The following is a 19,730-nucleotide window of genomic DNA, read 5'->3' on the forward strand; positions in this document are numbered from 1 at the left end:
TCAGGAACTCTTGTTATGTCTGCACAAATTTCGAATGTTCGCCCAGAATTTGACCGTGAAATCGTTGATATCGTGGATTACGTCATGAACTACGAAATCACCTCGAAAGTGGCGTATGACACTGCGCATTATTGTCTGCTTGATACCCTCGGCTGTGGCCTGGAAGCGCTGGAATATCCGGCCTGTAAAAAGTTGTTAGGGCCGGTCGTTCCGGGGACGGTAGTGCCGAACGGTGTTCGCGTACCGGGTACTCAGTTTCAGCTTGATCCGGTGCAGGCGGCATTTAACATTGGCGCGATGATCCGCTGGCTGGACTTCAACGATACCTGGCTGGCCGCTGAATGGGGTCATCCTTCCGACAACCTCGGCGGTATCCTGGCGACGGCAGACTGGCTGTCTCGCAATGCGGTGGCTGTTGGAAAAGCGCCGTTGACCATGAAAAAAGTGCTGACCGGGATGATCAAAGCCCATGAAATTCAGGGCTGCATCGCGCTGGAAAACTCCTTTAACCGCGTCGGGCTGGATCACGTTCTGTTGGTTAAAGTCGCGTCGACCGCTGTGGTGGCCGAGATGCTGGGGCTGACTCGTGACGAGATCCTCAATGCGGTATCACTGGCGTGGGTCGACGGGCAGTCGCTGCGTACCTACCGCCACGCTCCGAATACCGGCACGCGTAAATCCTGGGCGGCAGGCGATGCGACTTCCCGCGCGGTACGTCTGGCGCTGATGGCGAAGACCGGTGAGATGGGCTATCCGTCGGCGCTGACGGCAAAAACCTGGGGCTTTTATGACGTTTCTTTCAAAGGGGAGTCGTTCCGCTTCCAGCGTCCATACGGCTCGTACGTGATGGAAAACGTGTTGTTTAAAATTTCCTTCCCGGCAGAGTTCCACTCACAGACTGCGGTAGAAGCGGCGATGACCCTTTATGAGAAGTTGCAGGCGGCAGGGAAAACTGCTGCGGATATCGAAAAAGTGACGATTCGTACTCACGAAGCCTGTATTCGTATCATCGATAAAAAAGGCCCACTAAATAACCCGGCGGATCGCGACCACTGCATTCAGTACATGGTAGCGATCCCTCTGCTGTTTGGACGTTTGACGGCAGCAGATTATGAAGACGGTGTGGCGCAGGATAAACGCATTGATGCCCTGCGCGAGAAGATCAACTGCTTCGAAGATCCTGCCTTTACCGCTGATTATCACGACCCGGAAAAACGCGCTATCGCTAACGCCATCACTCTCGAGTTTACCGACGGTTCACGTTTCGAAGAGGTGGTGGTGGAGTACCCAATTGGCCACGCGCGTCGTCGTCATGACGGTATGCCAAAGCTGGTCGAAAAATTCAAAATCAACCTGGCGCGTCAGTTCCCAACTCGCCAGCAGCAGCGCATCCTGGATGTCTCCCTGGACAGAACACGCCTGGAGCAGATGCCGGTCAATGAGTATATGGATCTTTTCATTATTTAAACCTGCGTGCGGCAAGGCGTAAGTTCAACAGGAGAGCGTTATGTCTTATAGCGATTTTTATCAGCGTTCTATTACCCAACCAGAGTCGTTCTGGGCCGAGCAGGCCCAGCGTATTGACTGGCAGCAGCCGTTTACCCAGGTGCTGGATCACAACCATCCGCCGTTTGCCCGCTGGTTTTGCGGCGGGACGACGAATTTGTGCCATAACGCCATCGACCGTTGGCTGGATAAGCAACCTGATGCGCTGGCGCTGATTGCCGTTTCATCGGAAACCGAAGAAGAACGCACGTTTACCTTTAGCCAGTTGTATGACGAAGTTAACGTAACAGCAGCGATGCTATTGTCGCTGGGCGTTCAACGTGGCGATCGGGTGCTGGTCTATATGCCAATGATTGCCGAGGCGCACATTACGCTACTGGCCTGTGCACGTATTGGGGCGATCCATTCGGTTGTGTTCGGTGGATTCGCTTCACATAGCGTGGCGGCGCGGATCGACGATGCCCGACCAACGGTTATCGTATCAGCAGATGCCGGAGCGCGTGGTGGCAAAATACTGCCGTATAAAACGTTGCTCGACGATGCGATCAATCAGGCGCAGCACCAGCCACGCCATGTGATTTTGGTCGATCGCGGTCTGGCGAAAATGGCGCAGGTGGCGGGGCGTGACCTCGATTTTGCCACGCTGCGTCAGCAGCATCTCGGGGCGCGTGTGCCGGTAACCTGGCTGGAGTCGAACGAAACATCCTGCATTCTCTACACCTCCGGCACGACCGGCAAACCGAAAGGCGTACAGCGTGATGTCGGCGGCTACGCGGTGGCGCTGGCGACCTCAATGGACACCATTTTTGGCGGCAAAGCTGGTGGCGTCTTTTTCTGTGCCTCGGATATCGGCTGGGTGGTTGGACACTCCTACATCGTGTACGCCCCGCTGCTGGCGGGGATGGCGACTATTGTCTACGAAGGGTTACCAACGTATCCGGACTGCGGGGTATGGTGGAAAATCGTCGAGAAATATCAGGTCAGCCGGATGTTCTCGGCGCCGACCGCTATCCGCGTGCTGAAGAAATTCCCGACTGCGCAGATCCGCAACCACGATCTCTCCTCGCTTGAGGTGCTGTATCTGGCGGGTGAGCCGCTGGATGAACCGACGGCGAGCTGGGTAACGGAAACGCTGGGCGTACCGGTTATCGATAACTACTGGCAGACCGAATCCGGCTGGCCGATCATGGCGATTGCTCGTGGACTGGATGACCGGCCTTCGCGTCTGGGTAGTCCTGGCGTGCCGATGTATGGCTACAACGTACAGTTGCTGAATGAAGTGACCGGTGAACCCTGTGAGGCAAATGAGAAGGGAATGCTGGTGATTGAAGGGCCTCTGCCGCCGGGGTGTATTCAAACTATCTGGGGCGATGACACGCGCTTTGTGAATACCTACTGGTCGCTGTTTTCTCGTCAGGTGTACGCCACGTTTGACTGGGGGATCCGCGATGCCGATGGTTATTACTTTATTCTTGGCCGGACGGATGATGTGATTAACGTTGCCGGACATCGACTTGGCACGCGCGAGATCGAAGAGAGTATTTCCAGCTATCCGAACGTTGCGGAAGTGGCGGTAGTGGGCGTAAAAGATGCGTTGAAAGGGCAGGTGGCTGTGGCATTTGTTATTCCGAAGCAGAGCGACAGTCTGGAAGATCGCGATATCGCGCATTCAGAAGAGAAGGCGATTATGGCGCTGGTGGACAGTCAGATTGGTAACTTTGGTCGCCCGGCACATGTCTGGTTTGTTTCTCAACTCCCCAAAACTCGCTCCGGAAAAATGCTGCGGCGAACGATCCAGGCGATCTGTGAAGGTCGCGATCCCGGCGACCTGACCACCATTGACGATCCCGCGTCGTTACAGCAAATCCGTCAGGTAATTGAAGAATAACCTGGCATCTTAACCGTAGGCCGGATAAGTCGCATCAGCGATGCATCCGGCACTACATCTTAATTCGCCTTCTTATACGGTCCGTGATCGCTATCAAATGGCGCATATACAGTGTCCGCCACAAAAGATAACGGCACATCAACAAATAACAACGCTAAATCGAAATAGTTATAATCGTAAGCACCCGGGTTTTTTATTTTATCAATGTCGTGATGCATACCCACGTAATATGTATTTGACTCTTTACCTTCCGTGCGTGCATTAATGCTGCCACATCCCGAAAGTAATGTGCTGATAAATAGCGCTATTACCGCAACTGTCTTTCTGCTCATGCTCTGACCTGGCTTACCGCCTTGTTTTACCATAACAGTAGAAAAGCGGCTTTTTGTCGGCAAAACTTAAGCTGTCAGGTAAGTGATAAGAGGGAGTGACAATCTGTCAGGAACAGAGTTGAACGCTGCGAAGCTGTGGCCCGTAAAGGCGCAGCCAATACCCTGGCGACTTGAAGTATGACGGGTATAAGTCTGCCCCTTGACGTTTATTGGATAGTAATCTGTTTAAATGGACAGCTCCGTTTTGTAGTCTTTGTAATAATATTGCTTGTCTCTGTCGCTGATTTCTCGGATGACCCGACAGGGAACGCCAGCCGCAACGACATTGGGTGGGATGTCTTTAGTCACGACACTACCCGCACCGATGACCGTGTTCTCGCCAATCGTAATTCCGGGATTGATAACAACATTACTGCCAATCCAGACATGATTGCCGATCGTTACCGGAAAAGAATACATCTCGCCAAACTTTCTCAGCTCATGATGAACAGGATGCCCGGTTACAGAGATCGTGACGTTGGGTGCAATTAAAACGTTATCGCCTATGGTAACCGTGTAATCATCTACAATGGTGAAGTTAAAATTGGCATAGAAGTTTTTACCAATGTGAATATTGCTACCGTAAGAAAAATAAATGGGGGGCTCTATCCACGCATGTTCTCCCACGGTGCCAAACATTTCATGAATCAGTTTCTCTCTCTTTTCAACTTCTGATGGACGAGTGTGATTAAATTCATACATTAACTCTTTTCCGCGCAATCTCTCTTGCGGTAACCCTTCACACATATCGGTAAACAGCTTTCCTGCTTTTATTCTGTCTCTCATGGCGGTGCTCATTAATGCGACTCCATCCTTGTATGTTAAATTCAGACCTGTCTGTCCATTTGCGTGACATAACGAGAGAATGGTTTTGCGCCGCTAAGCGTAAAGACTGAAATCAGCGTGAAGCTCAGGGCGATGATTCCCAGTACCAGATAAGCTCCCTTAAAACCGATACTTTCGTACATATTACCGGCCAGTATGGACATGAAAATCATTGCCAGCTGTTTGAAGAAACAGAAGCACACCAGATAAATAGTGGCGGAGAAACGAACTTCAAACTGGCTGGTGATGTATTTGAAGCAGCCGACGATCAAGAAGGGGATTTCAAACATATGAAGCGTTTTGAGGATAACAACTTCCAGCGCGGAGGTGGCAAACGCGGAACCGATAATCCTCACTGACATAATAGTGCCTGCCAGCAACAGGGCGTTTTTCCCACCGATGCGATTCACAATTAGCGGGGCAAAAAACATGATGGAAGCGTTGAGTAGCTCTCCCATGGTGGTGACGTAGCCAAATACGCGAGTACCTTGTTCACCAGTGGCAAAGAATGAGGTGAAAAAATTGGCGAACTGCTGGTCGAACACATCGTAAGTGCAGGAAACACCGACGACATATAGTGAAAGGAACCATAGTTTAGGTTGTTTAAATAACTCCAGTGCCAGTTTCAGGCTGAAAGCTGAATGATTGGCGCCGACTGCGTCCGCAACCTTTGCAGAAGAAGGCACTTCAGCTTTCGAAAAGAACAGCAGTATTGCCAGAATTATCGCGCAACCCGATCCCAACCAGAAGACAAACTGGTTGTTAATAGTAAACATAATCCCGGCAATTGAGGCGCACAATGCCCAGCCCACGCAACCAAACATACGTGCGCGGCCAAATTCAAAATGACTTCGGCGACTCGCTTTTTCAATATAGGCTTCGATTGCCGGAGCCCCGGCGTTGTAAATAAAACCCAGGTAAATTCCCCCGACAATAGAGCCGAGTAAAATATTAAACTGCAGTAGTGGGCCAAAAACGTAAATAAAGAACGGGGCAAACATTACCAGCATCCCGGTAATGATCCATAGCAGGTGTTTTCGCAGTCCGAGTTTATCGGAGAGCAGACCAAAAATGGGCTGAAAAAGCAGTGAGAATAAAGAGATGCAGGCGAAGATGACGCCGGTATCCCCTTTACTGATATGGTTTATATCGTGTAACCAGATAGGGAAAAATGGGAAATAAGCCCCCATAATAAAAAAGTAAAAGAAGAAGAAAAAACCGAACATCCAAAAGTTAGTGTTTTTTAAATAATACATAATGGATTTCCTTACGCAAAATAATGGCAGGTCGCAACCTGCCCAATTATTTATTATTTTTAGCGCCAGTTGACCTGGTAGTGATAGTGTCCGGCACTCAGTTGATATTCCGGCGAAACGGAAGGACTCCATGAGTCATCCCCGCCGACGCCCATATGGAAACCATCAATATTGAGCCAGGTCCCCGCCTCTGGTTGCAGCAGATGGCGATGGCTGGTTTCCATCAGTTGTTTCTGACTGTAGCGACTGATGTTGAACTGGAAATCACCGCGCCACTGATGAGCACCGTAGCGCAATTCGCGCGTTCCACAGCGCAGGCCGTTTTCACTCGGAAAAACGTAAGGGGTATACATCTCATCCAGCGAAAGATCCCACTTGCCAAAACAGGCCGCGCTCAGGCGGTCCGGGTAGTTCTCGTGGGGACCGAGACCTGTCCAGTTTACCCGCTCAGCGACCAACGCAAGCTGACAGCTAAAACCAATCCTCGCCGGATGCGGTGTTCCGCTGGCGACATCGACATCTATTGTCATTTGCATCTCGCCGTGTCCGTCAATACGGTAGGATTTACGGCTGATAAACAGTGTGTTACCAAGGTACTGCCAGGCATGTACGGTGGTAATCAGTACGCTGCTGGACAGTGTTTCGGCTTCACAAACCAGTAGCTTTGGCTCTGTGTGATAGTGACCTGCCGCCTTCCAGCGTTCGACCCAGGCGTTGGGATCGATACGGGTGACTTCACTGACGCCAATGTCGTTATCCAGCGGTGCGCGGATGAACTGATCGATTAACGGGGTTAATAACTGCGGCGTATCATCCATCCAGTATTGTGTTAGCAGACCTGACTGACGGGAGAATTCCCAGCGTTTGTTATTGACTGCCGCTGTAAATGCGCCCTCGCTGACGGTCAGCTCTGGCGTTGCACTGGCATGCGATGGAAGCGTCAGACTGAATTTTTCTTCCAGTTTCCACTGATACCAGGCACTGATATGTCCAGCTTCTGACCACCCGGTCGCCTGGGGCTGAGAAACGTGCACCGTCAGCCACAGCTGGCCCGCAGTTTCAGGCATCGGGATTTCCGGCAGGGTGATTATCTGGTTGCCCTGCGGAGCGATATCCAATGCCTGCTCTCCGCTGGCCAGTGGATTACCGTCCTGAGCGATAGACCAGTGCAAAACTTCGTTATCGCTGCGACGGAACAAATATTCACTGGTGACCTCAATCTTCCATTGCGCGCCAGGGAGCAACGTGAACTGGAAAAATTGCTGCGCGTGTTTAGCCTCGTACAGTGATGGATGCGGTGTGCGATCGGCAAACACCAAACCGTTCATACAGAACTGACGATCGTTCGGCGTGTCGCCAAAGTCACCGCCGTAGGCAGACCAGGGCTTACCTTCGTCATCGTATCTGATGAGCGACTGATCCACCCAGTCCCAGACGAAACCGCCCTGTAAGCGAGGGTACTGGCGAAACGCCTGCCAGTATTTAGCGTAACCGCCGAGGCTGTTGCCCATCGCATGGGCGTATTCGCAAAGGATTAACGGGCGCTGCTCACCGGGCATCGACAGCCATTTTTTGATTGACCATTTTGGCACAGCCGGGAAAGGCTGATCCTGGTCGACGCGGGCATACATTGGGCAGATGATGTCTGTTGCTGCGGTATCCGCGCCGCCGCCTTCGTACTGCACCGGGCGGGACGGGTCTTCTGATTTCAGCCAGCGGTAGAGGGCATCGTGGTTCACGCCGTGACCGGATTCATTTCCCAGCGACCAGATAATAATACTGGGGTGGTTGCGATCGCGCTGCACCATACGCGTGACGCGCTGACTCATGGCTGGCAGCCAGTCTGGATTGTCGGTCAGGCGATTCATCGGCACCATGCCGTGGGTTTCGATATTGGCTTCATCCACTACGTACAGCCCGTAGCGATCGCACAGGGTGTACCACAGCGGATGATTCGGATAATGGGAGCAGCGTACGGCATTGAAGTTGTTCTGCTTCATCAGGATGATGTCCTGCAGCATCGTCGCTTCGTCCATCACCTGACCGTTTTTCGGGTGATGTTCATGCCGGTTGGTTCCGCGAATCAATAGTGGCTTGCCGTTTAACAGGAGCAGACCATTTTCAATGCTCACCTGACGAAAGCCGACATCACAGGCTTCTGCTTCAATCAGTGTGCCGTTGGCTGTATGTAACTGCACAACAGCGCGGTACAGATTGGGTGTTTCTGCGCTCCACAGCGCCGGGTTTTCAACATTCAGACGCAGCGAAGTGCGATCGTTGTAAGCCCCGCGCTCATCAATGATCTCGCTGCCTAACAGGGCGGTGGTATCGCTGATCAGTGTTTCACCATCCCACAATTGTAGGGTGACGCGTAAATCTTCGCTCTCGTTGCCCGCCACCCTGACTTCCGCTTCCAGCACTGCGCGACTGAAGTCATCGTTAAAGCGGGTGTTGACACGCAGATCGCGGATTTGCGTCGTGGGTTTGTGCAGCAGAGAAACGTCGCGGAAAATACCGCTCATACGCCACATGTCCTGGTCTTCCAGATAGCTACCATCGCTCCAGCGTAGCACCATCACCGCCAGACGGTTTTCACCGCGAGTCAGGAAATTGCTGAGATCAAATTCGGAAGGCAGACGACTGTCCTGACCGTAGCCGACCCAGCGACCATTGCACCACAGATGAAATGCAGAATTAACACCATCAAAAATAACGCGAGTCTGGCCCTCAAGTAGCCAGCCTTCATCTACACTAAATGTGAGCGAGTAACATCCAGTTGGGTTCTCAGCCGGAACGTACGGGGGATTGACCGGAAACGGATAGGTAATGTTGGAGTAGATTGGTGCGTCATAGCCGCTCATCTGCCAGTTAGAAGGCACCACGATGGTATCCGCCTGCGGCAGATCGTTTTCAAGCCAGCTTTCAGGTACCGCTTCTGGCGAAGCAAACCAGGCAAATTTCCACTCACCATTCAGTGAACGCAATTGCGCAGAGCGACTGTTCCTGCGGGCGTCATCCGCTGAGCGCCAGCTACAAAAAGGCGGGTGAGCCTCCAGGCGATTGAGTTGTGTCACGCCGGGGTTTTCCCAGTCGCGGCGTTTCAGTACGGCGGCGAGTGAATCCGTGTTCAGGGTCATGGCAGTATCCTGGTTAAATTTGTTATCCGCTCACAATTTTATTGAACATACGTGGGAGTCGATTATTTTGTAAAGGGGAGTGTGAATAATAATTGAACTAAATCACATAAATTCAGGTATGCAAGATAAAGATGATAACTTCCCCATGGAGCGTTAAAGACGAGAAATTTGGCGGGCCAGCTGCATTAAAGACTCCGCGAGTCCCTGAGCGGTAGCGGTCTGAGTATTCGGCGGCAGAACGGTTTTTCGCTCAACCAGCGTAACGGGCAGAAGCTGGTTACCCGGGGCGGATCCACCCTGTGAAAGCTGTAATAGTTTGTCGACGCTGGTTTGTCCAAGCATCGGGAAATCCTGCTTTATTGTGGTCAGCGGCGGGATATAACAGGAGCTGTCTTCGGTGTCATCATAGCCAATTACCGAGATGTCAGTAGCGACCCGCAGGCCAAATTCGCTTATTGCCCGCATCGCGCCCAGTGCCATTTGATCATTGGCGACCAGCATAGCGGTTGGGATGTTACCGTCGTTAAGCATCTGCATGGTTTGATGAAAACCGGACATAGCGCTCCAGTCGCCTTCCATTTCCACCGTCGGTTGTAGCTGGTAGTGCGCCAGATACTTATGCCAGCCCGCGTGTCTGAGCCGTGCCGAGACTGAGGTATTCGGTCCGGCTAACAGAGCGATACGTTGATGGCCATGCTGTACCAGATGTTCTACGCCCAGTCGCGCGCCATCGTCATGGGAGAAAATCACGCTGTTAATTGGGGATTGATCCGAGACATCAAGAAACAGCACCGGCACCGGGGCGCAGGAGGCGGCAACGGCAATGGCGTCCTCTTCATCAAGCGGATAGTTGATGATAAGCCCGGTCACACGCTGTGACAGCAGGTTATGTACCGCCGATTTACACGCTTGCATACCGCTACGCTCAACCATCGCAATCACCACACTGGCCCCGGACTGGTCGGCGCGAGATTTAATGGCGGCAACAATTTGCGAGGGTGCATGTAGAGCAAGGTTTGCGGTCACCACGCCGATAAGCGGCGTTTGCTTGCCCGCAAGCTGCTGTGCGACGCGGTTGGGGATATAGTTAAGTTCCGCCATTGCGGCCTCAACTTTCTGACGGGTTTTCGCGGAAACGTGGCTGGCCTGATTCACGACGCGGGAGACGGTCTGGTAAGAGACTCCTGCATGGTCTGCAACATCGTATAGCGTTACCGGTTTCACATTTATCACCCTGATTTCCATGTTATCCACGCGCTATCATGCCACACCATGAAAGGTTTTTCGTCATTTGTGGCATTGTTCTGCGAGGCTCATTTCGGAGAAAGAAGCTTTCAGCAAATCGCTCCCTGTGGTCTATGGTTGCCATATTTAACATAATGATATATCAAAAAATAGTGAGGAAATTGTGAGTGATCTGGAGGCAAAGAACATTCTGTCCATTTACCGACGCCACGCAGCTGCGTTTGCCTGCCAGCGCTCGCGCACGCTTTTTGAAAAACACTGGCTGGATAAATTCATTGCGGCAATGGGCGGGCTGGGCAGCATTGTAGATATTGGCTGTGGGAATGGTCAGCCGATTGCCGACTATTTTATCCAGCAAGGTTTTCAGCTTACCGGTGTGGATGGTTCAGCGGCGATGCTGGCGCGCGCCCGGCAAGCTTTTCCCGACCAGCGCTGGCTGGAGCAGGATATGCGCGAATTAACGCTGAATGAAACTTTCGAGGGTTTGCTTGCCTGGGACAGTTTTTTCCATTTAACCCAGCAGGACCAACAAAACATGTTCCCGATTTTTGACCGGCTCAGCCATCCCGGTAGCGCAATCATGTTTACCAGCGGCACCAGTAACGGCATCGCCATGGGGCAGTTTGAAGGCGAACCGTTGTTTCACGCCAGTCTGGCGCCCGACGAGTACCGCGCACTGCTGTCAGCGCACGGCTTTGAGGTGATTGATATGGTGATGGAAGATCCGCAATGCGCCGGGCATACGGTCTGGCTGGCGAAGAAAAGGGGTTAAACGCCGCGAAAAGTTTTGCGCCACTCAGCGGGACTGACACCGAAGTGTGATTTAAAATGCTGGCGCCAGGTTACCGGCGACAGAAAGCCAACCTGTTCGGCAATTCTTTCAACGGGTAACGGGCTGGACTCAAGCAGTTCCTGACTGCGACGCAGGCGTTCGGCAATCAGCCACTCTGCCACACTCGACCCGGTAGCTTTCATAAAATGGCGGGTTAAAGTTCGCCGACTCATCATTACCCGCTGCGCCAGCCCGTCGAGGTTATGTTGTTCGTGGATATGCTGGCGCAAATAGTCGAGCAGAGCGTTGATGCGCTGATCCTGGGTACTTTTCGCCACTGGCTGTTCGATAAACTGCGCCTGTCCTCCTTCGCGATGTGGCGGCACAATCATCCGTCGGGCAATCTGATTCGCGACCGTACTGCCAAAGCGTTGGCGGATCACATACAAGCAGCAATCAAGTGCGGCTGCGGTGCCTGCCGAGGTGATAATGCCGTCGTCATCCACATATAAGGCGTTGATATCCAGACGAGCGGCGGGAAAACGTGCCTGAAAGTCTTGTTCAAACTCCCAGTGCGTGGCCGCTCGTTTGCCGTCCAGCAATCCGGCATAGCCGAGAACAAATGCTCCCAGGCACAATCCGACAATTTGGGCGCCGTTTTGCCGCGCGCGATTGAGTGCATCAAGCAGACTTTGTGCCGGGCGATGGGCCGTGGTGCCCCAGTATGGGATCACCACAATGTCGGCCGCCTCCACGGCTTCATAACCGTGAGAGGCGGTGACGGAAAAGCCGTCCTGAGAAGCGATGATGCCAGGTTTCTCGGCGCACAGTTGCACCTCAAAGCGTTTTTTCGCCGCCACTTTGTCACTGAAAATGATGCACGGCACCGAGAAGTGAAACGGGCTGAAATCTTCAACGGCGACGATAGCGACGGTGAGCGGGAGCATACGATTCCTCTGTTGGCATTAAAACGTCAGGGTTTCACCATCTTCCGGCACGTTGACGAATTCCGCAATCTGGTTGTCGTGGGCATAATCTTTCAGAGCTGAACGGGTGAGCAGGCAGTGGTTAATCGCTTCCATATGGGTCGCGACAATCTGTGCCTGCGGCAGCGTGAAGTGGGTTTTTAGTACATCCTCAGCACCCATAATAATTGGCCCAAAACCGATAACGTGGGCAAAGCCTGCGTTCAAAATAACCACGTCTGGCTGGAAAGTCTGCATATTGGTTTCCACCTCGTTGCGCCAGATGGTGTCCCCGACCAGATACAGCGTTTTTTCCGCCGGATGCTGGAAGATAACCCCGCAGGCATCACCCAGACGCTCCGCCATTTGCGGGATGGCGTAAGCGCGATCCGAGCCGTGCTGGCCGCCGGTTTTACGCAGGGTGATGTCGCCCAGCGTAGTGCTGTGCGTCAGTACGGTCAGTTGTGTGAAACCCTGCTCCCGCAGCACGTGCTCATCCTGCTCATTTTGCACATAGATCGGTTTATCTTTCGGCACGACGCGAGTGGCAACCTCGTCCCAGTGATCCTCGTGCAGATGGGTCACGATCAGCGCATCGACGTTAAGCAGGGTATCGATGTCGATGGGCAGATCGACGGTTGGGTTACGGATCTCTGCGCGCGCTGTTCCGGCAAAACCCGGATAAGCACTTTTTGGCGCCAGCATAGGATCGACCAGAAAGGTTTTGCCGCCAAAGGTGATGCGTTGCGTGGCATTGCGTATTTGCGTGATGTTCATGGTGTTTGCTCCACGTTTTGGGTCAGTGGTGTCATCGTAGAGTGTTGTCCAGAAGATAAATGTGGGCAAATGGGCGATTAGCGATGGGATTGGGCCAACCGGATGCTATGATTACCGATGCCGTGACGTAAAGTGTATGCCGCGATAGTAAATTAAATGATAGCCAACCTGCTTAATATTTATTTAATACCAGACAATGATACCGTGCTGAATAAATCAGAGTGAATTAAATGTAAGTGATTTTATTAAATGAAAAACGGCTGCAGAGAATATTTTGATATATTCAGTGTATTATCGCCAATAAAACAGATCGCTAACGGTGAAATAAGAATGCTATCATTCGCACCAGACGATGCAGGCAACCGCTGGCACACGGCATTCACCCCGGAGCAACTGATGAACAACGAAATTTCGCTGAAGTATTATGATATTGCCGACGAGTACGCGACGGAGACGACAAAGCCGGTGAACGAGCCGGAACGCGACTCCCTGGCGCATTACTTCCAGCTACTGATCACCCGTTTAATGAACAACGAGGAGATCAGCGAAGAAGCGCAGCAGGAGATGGCTGGTGTTGCTGGCATCGACGAACAGCGTATCGATGAGATAGCGGAGTTTCTCAATCGCTGGGGTAACGAGTAACCAAAGGCGTAGCCTGCACTGGCATTGTGTTTTACACTGCGCACAGCAATAATTTAGTAGATTAACGATTAACCAGGCGGTAAAGCAATGAACGGAACAATCACAACGTGGTTTAAAGATAAAGGCTTTGGATTTATCAAAGATGAAAACGGAGATAACCGTTATTTTCATGTGATTAAGGTTGCTAACCCTGAGCTGATCAAGAAAGATGCGGCGGTGACTTTCGAACCCACGACCAATAACAAGGGTTTGTCAGCTTATGCGGTGAAAGTCGTACCAGAGAGCAAGTACATTTATATCGCGGGCGAGCGACTAAAGCTCACGGCGATCAAGTCTTACCTGGTATACAGTGAAGAAGTGCCTGTTGAGACTCGCATTGATAAAGAAAATGCGGTGTTGTCTGTGGGCGTACTGATGAACAGCATCAAACCGAAATCAGATGTGAAGCCCGGAGAAATGCGTACGCTGAAAAAGTTGGCAATCACCACCTTCCAGGGAACAACGCTGATCTTCTCGGAAGATGAGATAGACATCGACGCCACGGTGAAACTCCTCAAGGTCTGAAATCTTTCGGACTGACTGTGATCCGAAATTCTGCTGTTACGTAGCGCAGAATTTCGGCATTGTTTGGTGAATTTGCGCTTCGCTTGCACAAACTAAGTTTGTTATCCGCCGCCAGATCTGGCTTTTCTTCATTGTTCCGAAGTGTTGAAACTTCCCAGCGAGTTAGCGCCTAATAATGGTTGAGAGGCGATTACCGAAATACCAGTCGGTAGGCTAAGTAAAAAGTGATAATAAAAAATAGCCAAAGTGCACGTGAACACTTTGGCTATTTATTGAGATTAATTAGAAACTGTATTTCAGCCCTAATGTAGCTGTGCTGTCAGCATATCCCTTGCCGCCAATCTGGACTCCTATATTTCCCCATACATTTAAATGTGGGGAAATATGGCCTTCCAGACCTAGCTTGAACTCACCGAGATTGCGGGCCCCTTCCTGGTTGACGTTTACGCCATCCATTTTAGTGGTGAAGCTACGTGTATTGTGGATCCAGTTTGCTTCAATAAACGGCTGAAATTCGCGACCTTTGCCTTCATCCATTTTATTAAAGCTCTTCAGATATGTCCTTGCCCCCAGGCGGGTCTGAATATTACCGTTACCGTTCATATCCACATATGTTCCGTTAGCTTCCTGATGCTTATCTGATTTAACACCCATCCAGGTAATCTGCGCTTGTGGCTGAATATACCACTCATTAGCGGTCCCCTTGCTGCCAGGGAACTCACTAATTTTATAGGTATAACCCGTTTCAACAGACGCGGTCAGGCCTTTGGAACTATATGACTCAGAGGCCAGTCCTTCGCCTTTAACATGGTTATCAAACCAACCATATTGCGCCCACCCGTCGACATATAGACCTCTATGGCTGGACTTATCGGCATACCATGTGGCGTAAATACCTGTACTATAGCCATTGACGCTTCCTCGTGAGGTATAACCGGTTGCCGATGAGCGGGTTTGATTATTGTCATGACCATAACCGGCCATGATCCCAAGACGCCAGCTATCAAGTCCATTTGTTGAGCCCTGCGCGATATCACCGCCGAGTTGTACCACATAGCGGTTGCTTTGGGTATGTAACTGGCCGCTCCCGTCATACCAACTCTGGTGACCACCCACCTGGCGCGTCCACATGCTGGTAACTTTAGTCTCTCCGGTTAACACATCTTGGTACTGCGTTTCTCCTGGGCGATCGTGTAGCTGAGTGTTGAACATGGTATTTACAGCAACATGATTCGCCGCATAGGTTCCACCTTCCGGGCGCAGCGTATGCTCGGTTGGAGAAACGGGGTTTTCGGGCTTTTCTGGTTGACCGGGGTTTTCCGACGAAATCAGCTGGCTGGTCAAATACCAGTGACTATTATTAGTTCCCTGGCCCCGAACCAAAGAATAATCATAAGCGCCAGCAGTAATTCGCCCACGTTGAGAAAATTCCCCATCAGAACGACCATCCACATGAATTAATTCAATACCCTCCAGAGTTTGCGCCCCTCGGCCTCCAGCATTGGTGATACTCACTTTGGTGCTGCCAGTCGTATCGCCTTTTACAATGAGTTTATCGGTGGCTGAATTGTCGTCTCCCAGTACGGTATCAAAACTAATCAGGCCATCATTGCCATGGTAATTCCCCTCAACAACAAGTTGGTTGCCAGCAGATTGTCCTACATGACCTAAAGAGACGGCTCCTCGGTTGGTCAGATCGCCACCAACAGTAAAGCTACCCGTTGTCCCACTTCCGGCCACGAATAGACCTGCGTTATTAATACTACCTTGTACAGCCCCAGCGCCGGAGAGCATACCGGTAGACGAAATTTTGACCTCCTGACTCGCCAAAGTAACAGACGCGTCATCCTGACCCAGTATCAGCCCACCTTGCTGAATATCGGTAGTACCTGTATAGGCGGAATTGGTCGTCAGAGTGATATTGCCCAAGCCCTGCTTGATGACATCGCCGCTGCCATCCAATTGGTTATGCATGGTCCAGTCATCAGCACCGTTAAGTACCATTTCGCCTTGATTATGAACAGTCGCATCCCCCAGATGGTTGGACGCTGACACAACTAATTGTGTATTGTTGTCCAGATTAAATTGACCACTGAATCCACTGTTATCCCCCTCCAGTGCAACGTTAGCTTCGCTGAATGAGACTTCGCCTTTACCGCTAAGGTTGTTGGACAGTTGTCCCTCAACAGTATTCAGGTTTAGACGGCCATCGGAGATAATATTTCCGCTCCCCAATCCCTGAATATTATCCAGCGCGACTTCAGCTCCGGATGCGATAGTCGTTGTCGCGCTTAAGTCAGCATTACTGCCACTCACGTTAAGGATGCCGGTATCTATACTGAGATTACCGTTGCCAGTTAGTGTCCCTGCGGATGTCCCGCCGTTAGAAATCGTCAGGCTACCGCCATTAATATTCAGGACTGAACCTGCTGCCCCGGTGAGTTGCCCGATCGTCTGGCTGTGCCCATTCATATCTACAATCGTTTCATCTGCTAACTGCAGACCGGATGTATGACCCAGCACATTGTCGTTCAGCATCAGAAGATTACCGCTGCGCAAATCGGTCAGGCCGGTGTAGTCATTATTCATACCGGATAGCGATACTGTCTGACCTTTCTGACTATCCAGCGCCAGATCCCCGGAGCCTGTCAGACGGGAACTTAACTCTGCTGCTGCACCAGTCTTGCCATTGGCATTCAGGACCAGGGCATTCTGACCCTGCCCTTGTAGCTCAACTTGTGTCAGGCCATAACCTACATACAAGCCGTCATTATTTTGTCCGCTGGTCAGACGGTAGTCGTACGTTCCTTTTGCAACAACCTGCCCATCCTGGCTAATGTCATGCTGAACAGCGTCGGTGATCGCCTTGCCATTCAGATCCTGAAGTTGCAGGTTTCCGGCATCTCCTGTTACAACCGTTCCGGACTCTGCGGAAACCAGTTTAATTTCCGCGTTTGTGTCTTCTTGCTCCATTAAGGAAAGTCCAGTGTTAACACCTTGCGGTATGGAGTCCACTACGCCAGTGGGATTCACCTGCACAACACCAGAGCCAGTCAGGTCTAACTGATCTTTGACGTTCACCATCTTATCGGTTTGATGTATCCCCGGAGTGATGCTACCGAATGCAATAGAGCCGCCGGAAAATGCCAGGCTTCCAATGGATTGTGTTCCGATGCCCAGTGAAATTTCACTCCCTTTACCTGCAATCAGCCCTGCTTTTGAAAGGGCGTCAGTATTTGTTCCCTGTAAGTTGAAGGTCGTATTTTGTAACTCCAGCGCACCTGTGAACCCAGACGTATTGCTGCTGTTATTAAAGGAGAACGCGTGATTTTTCGTATCTACTCCCAGGATGCCTGAGCCTGAAAGATAACTGTTAAATAGCCAGTCGCTGGTACTATTGAGCTGAAGCTTCCCTGCGACTGACAATCCAGCGGAACCCAGGTTTTTCTTATCAGAAACGGTAGCGGTAGCGCCTGATTCAACATTAATCTTCCCTTTAAAGGTGGAGTTGTCACCAGATAATGTCACACTTCCGGCTCCGACAGAGATAATGCCGCTTCCTGAAACCTTATTACCAAACACCATATCGTCTTGTGCGTTTAGTAATAATTTCCCGCTATTGCTAATATTTGCAGTCCCCAGGTTCTGAGTAACACCAAGTGTTGCGCTCTTAGCAATTTTTACCTCTCCGCTAAAGCCTGAATTATCCCCAGACAGGAAAGTTGTACCATTGAGTGCATTGATTTTACCAAGGCCTTCACTACCGCTTGAAATATCAGCAGAAATATTTGCGTTATCACTTGTATGGTTCAGAGTGAGTTTTTTATTGTCTGTGTCGGCCCAGACAAACTCAATTTTCTCTGCATCAATAATACCGGCAGCTCTGGCACTGTCGCCTTCTTTGGCACCTAAGGCTAATTCTGAGTTTGTACTCAGACTAATTTCTGGGGCAGAGATTTTGCCCATGTCCGAAACGACCAGCGTTGTATCAGATCTTTGATTGTAATAGCCCAGACTTAAACTCTTACTGGCGTTAACTTCTCCTTTGTTATTAACAGACAGGAATTGGTCACCTCCGTAACTACTAAATGTACCCATAAAGAACGTTTCGGTATTAACCTGGCTGCCTTCGCCGCTGACATTCCCTTTTTCATAGGTTAAGCGGGTTGTTCCTTTAACATGAATTTTACCGCCATCAGAAACGTTAAAATACCCGCCATCACGACGATTATTGGATAAGCTGTCGTACAAATCTTCAGCATATAACTCGCTACCAGAGTTAGCTACATTAAGAAACCCGGTGCCACGCAGCAGAACATTTAGAGGGCCATTAATTCGTACTGTACCCTGAGTAATGTTCAACCCTCCGCCTGATGTGAACGTCAGGCGAGGGCGAGAGTCAGGTGAATTGATCACCAGGTTTGCATTATCTTTTACATTGATATGATAATTGATGGATTGATTATTTGCGCTAAATTCAACTGTGGCATCTTTACTAACATCAATATCACTGGCGAAAGCAAGAGATGAAAATAAACCAATAGCACTAGCTAATAAAAGCCGTGACTTCTTTTTTGTATTCTTTCGCCCTAATTCAGAACACACGTACCAGCAATTACGAACTTTACTCCATTTTATCTGATATATTTTGTTCATCAATCACCTCACCGTATCAACAAAGACGCATATAACAATCAGCACCGCCACATCCATAATAATGAATGTGTTATCAGATGCTCATGGCTAGAATTTATAATTTAATCGAAACGTTGCCTGAGTAATTATTAACCCATTATTCCTGTTTAGATGTTGTCAGCTATAGGTTGCTAATTAATTGTTAATGCAGAATGCGTTCATGCTTCTCATCTGGTAGAAGATGAAAAGCCTAAATATAATTGTTTGACAGTATGTGAGAGTATTTTGAAGCTATATTTTCCGGGTTAACATAAAAACCATCCTATATCAATACAAAAAATATAAGAACCGCAGGTCTATATTTTCCAATAAGCTTTTATATAATTTCACGCTTTTTTTTGTAAAAAAAGGTAAATTCTGATTGGTATACATCAGTCAATTATCAACTGATTATTCCTTGGCGTGCACCGCTTCCTGATTAAGTTCTTTTCGCATCACTGCATTCTGCAGCGTCACGCCACGTCGAACAGGATGTTTTCGCTTCACCAAATAAAAACCATGACGTAAAAAGAAAGACTCCGCGGTTTTGCTCACGTGCGATGTGAGCTCGTTCAAACCGAGTAATCTGGCCTCTTGATGAATGCGATTCATAAGCAAAGTACCAACGCCTTGCCCTGGACAGGTTCCCGATACGAAAAAATGGTCAATATATCCATTGGGCTGAACATCAGCATACCCGGCTATTTCACCATCAATCTCAACGACAAAGGGTCGTAACGTCCTCATATGACTGGCCCAAAGTTCCTGATCAATATCCGCTGGAGCCCACGCATCGATTTGTTCTGGCGTGTAGTCGCGTGACGCGATGTTATGTACGGACGATAAAAAGACGCGAAATAATGCGGCCTCATCCCCATTTTTGAAACGTCGAATCTCCATTAATTCCTCTTAAACCGCGCTGCCGGATGCAATACTCCACAGCCATGATACACCTGTAGAATCTGTCAAATTGAGTTAATTGGACTCAGCTCTGCGCATGCAGAGAATAAATGTGGTCGATTTTACCACCCGGAACCTCATCCAGACGTATGAGTGTGGCCAGAAGGTTCCCACTTCAGTGTGAACGCCACTGAGTGTTTCCATTGCC

General features: G+C 50.3%; 14 protein-coding genes. 5 read left to right on the forward strand and 9 right to left on the reverse strand.

The features are described 5' to 3' along the window. Nucleotides 1-15: 15 nt before the first annotated feature. Together LG384_RS04980 and prpE are read left to right on the forward strand one after the other, a co-directional pair. Entirely contained in the window at nucleotides 16-1,467 is a 1,452-nt protein-coding gene (locus tag LG384_RS04980; RefSeq protein WP_048221978.1) for a bifunctional 2-methylcitrate dehydratase/aconitate hydratase, read from the forward strand. Nucleotides 1,468-1,507: 40 nt separating this feature from the next. Further along, nucleotides 1,508-3,394, forward strand: coding sequence for a propionate--CoA ligase (prpE, locus tag LG384_RS04985; protein ID WP_045440339.1), 1,887 nt, complete (start codon nucleotides 1,508-1,510; stop codon nucleotides 3,392-3,394). A 59-nt stretch (nucleotides 3,395-3,453) separates the two neighbouring features. Here prpE and LG384_RS04990 read toward each other — a convergent pair whose 3' ends face one another. The 5 genes from LG384_RS04990 to LG384_RS05010 all read right to left on the reverse strand — a co-directional run bounded on the left by LG384_RS04990 (nucleotide 3,454) and on the right by LG384_RS05010 (nucleotide 10,216). Beyond that, nucleotides 3,454-3,726 (reverse strand): YceK/YidQ family lipoprotein, encoded by a 273-nt coding sequence (locus LG384_RS04990; RefSeq protein WP_045440341.1) that lies wholly within the window; start codon nucleotides 3,724-3,726, stop codon nucleotides 3,454-3,456. Nucleotides 3,727-3,951: 225 nt separating this feature from the next. Further along, nucleotides 3,952-4,563, reverse strand: coding sequence for a galactoside O-acetyltransferase (lacA, locus tag LG384_RS04995; protein WP_045440344.1), 612 nt, complete (start codon nucleotides 4,561-4,563; stop codon nucleotides 3,952-3,954). 29 nt (nucleotides 4,564-4,592) lie between these two features. Further along, nucleotides 4,593-5,846 (reverse strand): MFS transporter, encoded by a 1,254-nt coding sequence (locus LG384_RS05000; RefSeq protein WP_136345276.1) that lies wholly within the window; start codon nucleotides 5,844-5,846, stop codon nucleotides 4,593-4,595. Between the two features lie 59 nt (nucleotides 5,847-5,905). Beyond that, nucleotides 5,906-8,983, reverse strand: coding sequence for a beta-galactosidase (locus LG384_RS05005; RefSeq protein ID WP_225760567.1), 3,078 nt, complete (start codon nucleotides 8,981-8,983; stop codon nucleotides 5,906-5,908). 153 nt (nucleotides 8,984-9,136) lie between these two features. Then, nucleotides 9,137-10,216 carry a LacI family DNA-binding transcriptional regulator gene (locus LG384_RS05010; protein WP_225760568.1) on the reverse strand — a complete coding sequence of 360 codons (1,080 nt, stop codon included), beginning with the start codon at nucleotides 10,214-10,216 and terminating at the stop codon, nucleotides 9,137-9,139. A gap of 175 nt (nucleotides 10,217-10,391) precedes the next feature. Between LG384_RS05010 and LG384_RS05015 the strand changes: the two genes are divergently transcribed. Further along, entirely contained in the window at nucleotides 10,392-11,000 is a 609-nt protein-coding gene (locus LG384_RS05015; RefSeq protein ID WP_225760569.1) for a class I SAM-dependent methyltransferase, read from the forward strand. Here the strand turns inward: LG384_RS05015 and LG384_RS05020 are convergent. Together LG384_RS05020 and LG384_RS05025 are read right to left on the reverse strand one after the other, a co-directional pair. After that, a complete protein-coding gene (locus LG384_RS05020; protein ID WP_045440355.1) occupies nucleotides 10,997-11,947 on the reverse strand; it encodes a GlxA family transcriptional regulator in 951 nt (316 codons plus the stop codon). The genes LG384_RS05015 and LG384_RS05020 overlap by 4 nt on opposite strands. A gap of 18 nt (nucleotides 11,948-11,965) precedes the next feature. Continuing rightward, the gene (locus LG384_RS05025; protein ID WP_045440358.1) at nucleotides 11,966-12,742 is read right to left on the reverse strand and encodes an MBL fold metallo-hydrolase; all 777 of its coding nucleotides are present in this window, start codon (nucleotides 12,740-12,742) and stop codon (nucleotides 11,966-11,968) included. Between the two features lie 396 nt (nucleotides 12,743-13,138). Between LG384_RS05025 and LG384_RS05030 the strand changes: the two genes are divergently transcribed. Continuing rightward, nucleotides 13,139-13,384, forward strand: a complete 246-nt coding sequence (locus tag LG384_RS05030) for a DUF2543 family protein (RefSeq protein WP_045449467.1) — start codon at nucleotides 13,139-13,141, stop codon at nucleotides 13,382-13,384. An 87-nt stretch (nucleotides 13,385-13,471) separates the two neighbouring features. Further along, complete coding sequence (locus tag LG384_RS05035; protein ID WP_045440360.1) at nucleotides 13,472-13,948, forward strand: cold-shock protein; 477 nt, start codon at nucleotides 13,472-13,474, stop codon at nucleotides 13,946-13,948. Between the two features lie 282 nt (nucleotides 13,949-14,230). Here the strand turns inward: LG384_RS05035 and LG384_RS05040 are convergent, their stop codons facing one another. Together LG384_RS05040 and LG384_RS05045 are read right to left on the reverse strand one after the other, a co-directional pair. Continuing rightward, nucleotides 14,231-18,604: an autotransporter outer membrane beta-barrel domain-containing protein gene (locus LG384_RS05040; RefSeq protein ID WP_225760570.1), complete on the reverse strand. Its 4,374-nt coding sequence runs from the start codon at nucleotides 18,602-18,604 to the stop codon at nucleotides 14,231-14,233. Between the two features lie 429 nt (nucleotides 18,605-19,033). Then, nucleotides 19,034-19,522, reverse strand: coding sequence for a GNAT family N-acetyltransferase (locus LG384_RS05045; protein ID WP_045440367.1), 489 nt, complete (start codon nucleotides 19,520-19,522; stop codon nucleotides 19,034-19,036). Nucleotides 19,523-19,730: the final 208 nt, after the last annotated feature.

Source organism: Citrobacter sp. Marseille-Q3906 (genome assembly GCF_916618775.1).
GTDB classification, from domain to species: Bacteria; Pseudomonadota; Gammaproteobacteria; order Enterobacterales; family Enterobacteriaceae; genus Citrobacter; species Citrobacter murliniae.

Excerpts from the sequence above, each read along its gene's own strand:
- LG384_RS04980 (WP_048221978.1), top strand. The coding sequence starts at position 16 with ATGTCTGCACAAATTTCGAATGTTCGCCCAGAATTTGACCGTGAAATC.
- prpE (WP_045440339.1), top strand. The coding sequence starts at position 1,508 with ATGTCTTATAGCGATTTTTATCAGCGTTCTATTACCCAACCAGAGTCG.
- LG384_RS04990 (WP_045440341.1), bottom strand. The coding sequence starts at position 3,726 with ATGAGCAGAAAGACAGTTGCGGTAATAGCGCTATTTATCAGCACATTA.
- lacA (WP_045440344.1), bottom strand. The coding sequence starts at position 4,563 with ATGAGCACCGCCATGAGAGACAGAATAAAAGCAGGAAAGCTGTTTACC.
- LG384_RS05000 (WP_136345276.1), bottom strand. The coding sequence starts at position 5,846 with ATGTATTATTTAAAAAACACTAACTTTTGGATGTTCGGTTTTTTCTTC.
- LG384_RS05005 (WP_225760567.1), bottom strand. The coding sequence starts at position 8,983 with ATGACCCTGAACACGGATTCACTCGCCGCCGTACTGAAACGCCGCGAC.
- LG384_RS05020 (WP_045440355.1), bottom strand. The coding sequence starts at position 11,947 with ATGCTCCCGCTCACCGTCGCTATCGTCGCCGTTGAAGATTTCAGCCCG.
- LG384_RS05025 (WP_045440358.1), bottom strand. The coding sequence starts at position 12,742 with ATGAACATCACGCAAATACGCAATGCCACGCAACGCATCACCTTTGGC.
- LG384_RS05030 (WP_045449467.1), top strand. The coding sequence starts at position 13,139 with ATGAACAACGAAATTTCGCTGAAGTATTATGATATTGCCGACGAGTAC.
- LG384_RS05035 (WP_045440360.1), top strand. The coding sequence starts at position 13,472 with ATGAACGGAACAATCACAACGTGGTTTAAAGATAAAGGCTTTGGATTT.
- LG384_RS05040 (WP_225760570.1), bottom strand. The coding sequence starts at position 18,604 with ATGAACAAAATATATCAGATAAAATGGAGTAAAGTTCGTAATTGCTGG.
- LG384_RS05045 (WP_045440367.1), bottom strand. The coding sequence starts at position 19,522 with ATGGAGATTCGACGTTTCAAAAATGGGGATGAGGCCGCATTATTTCGC.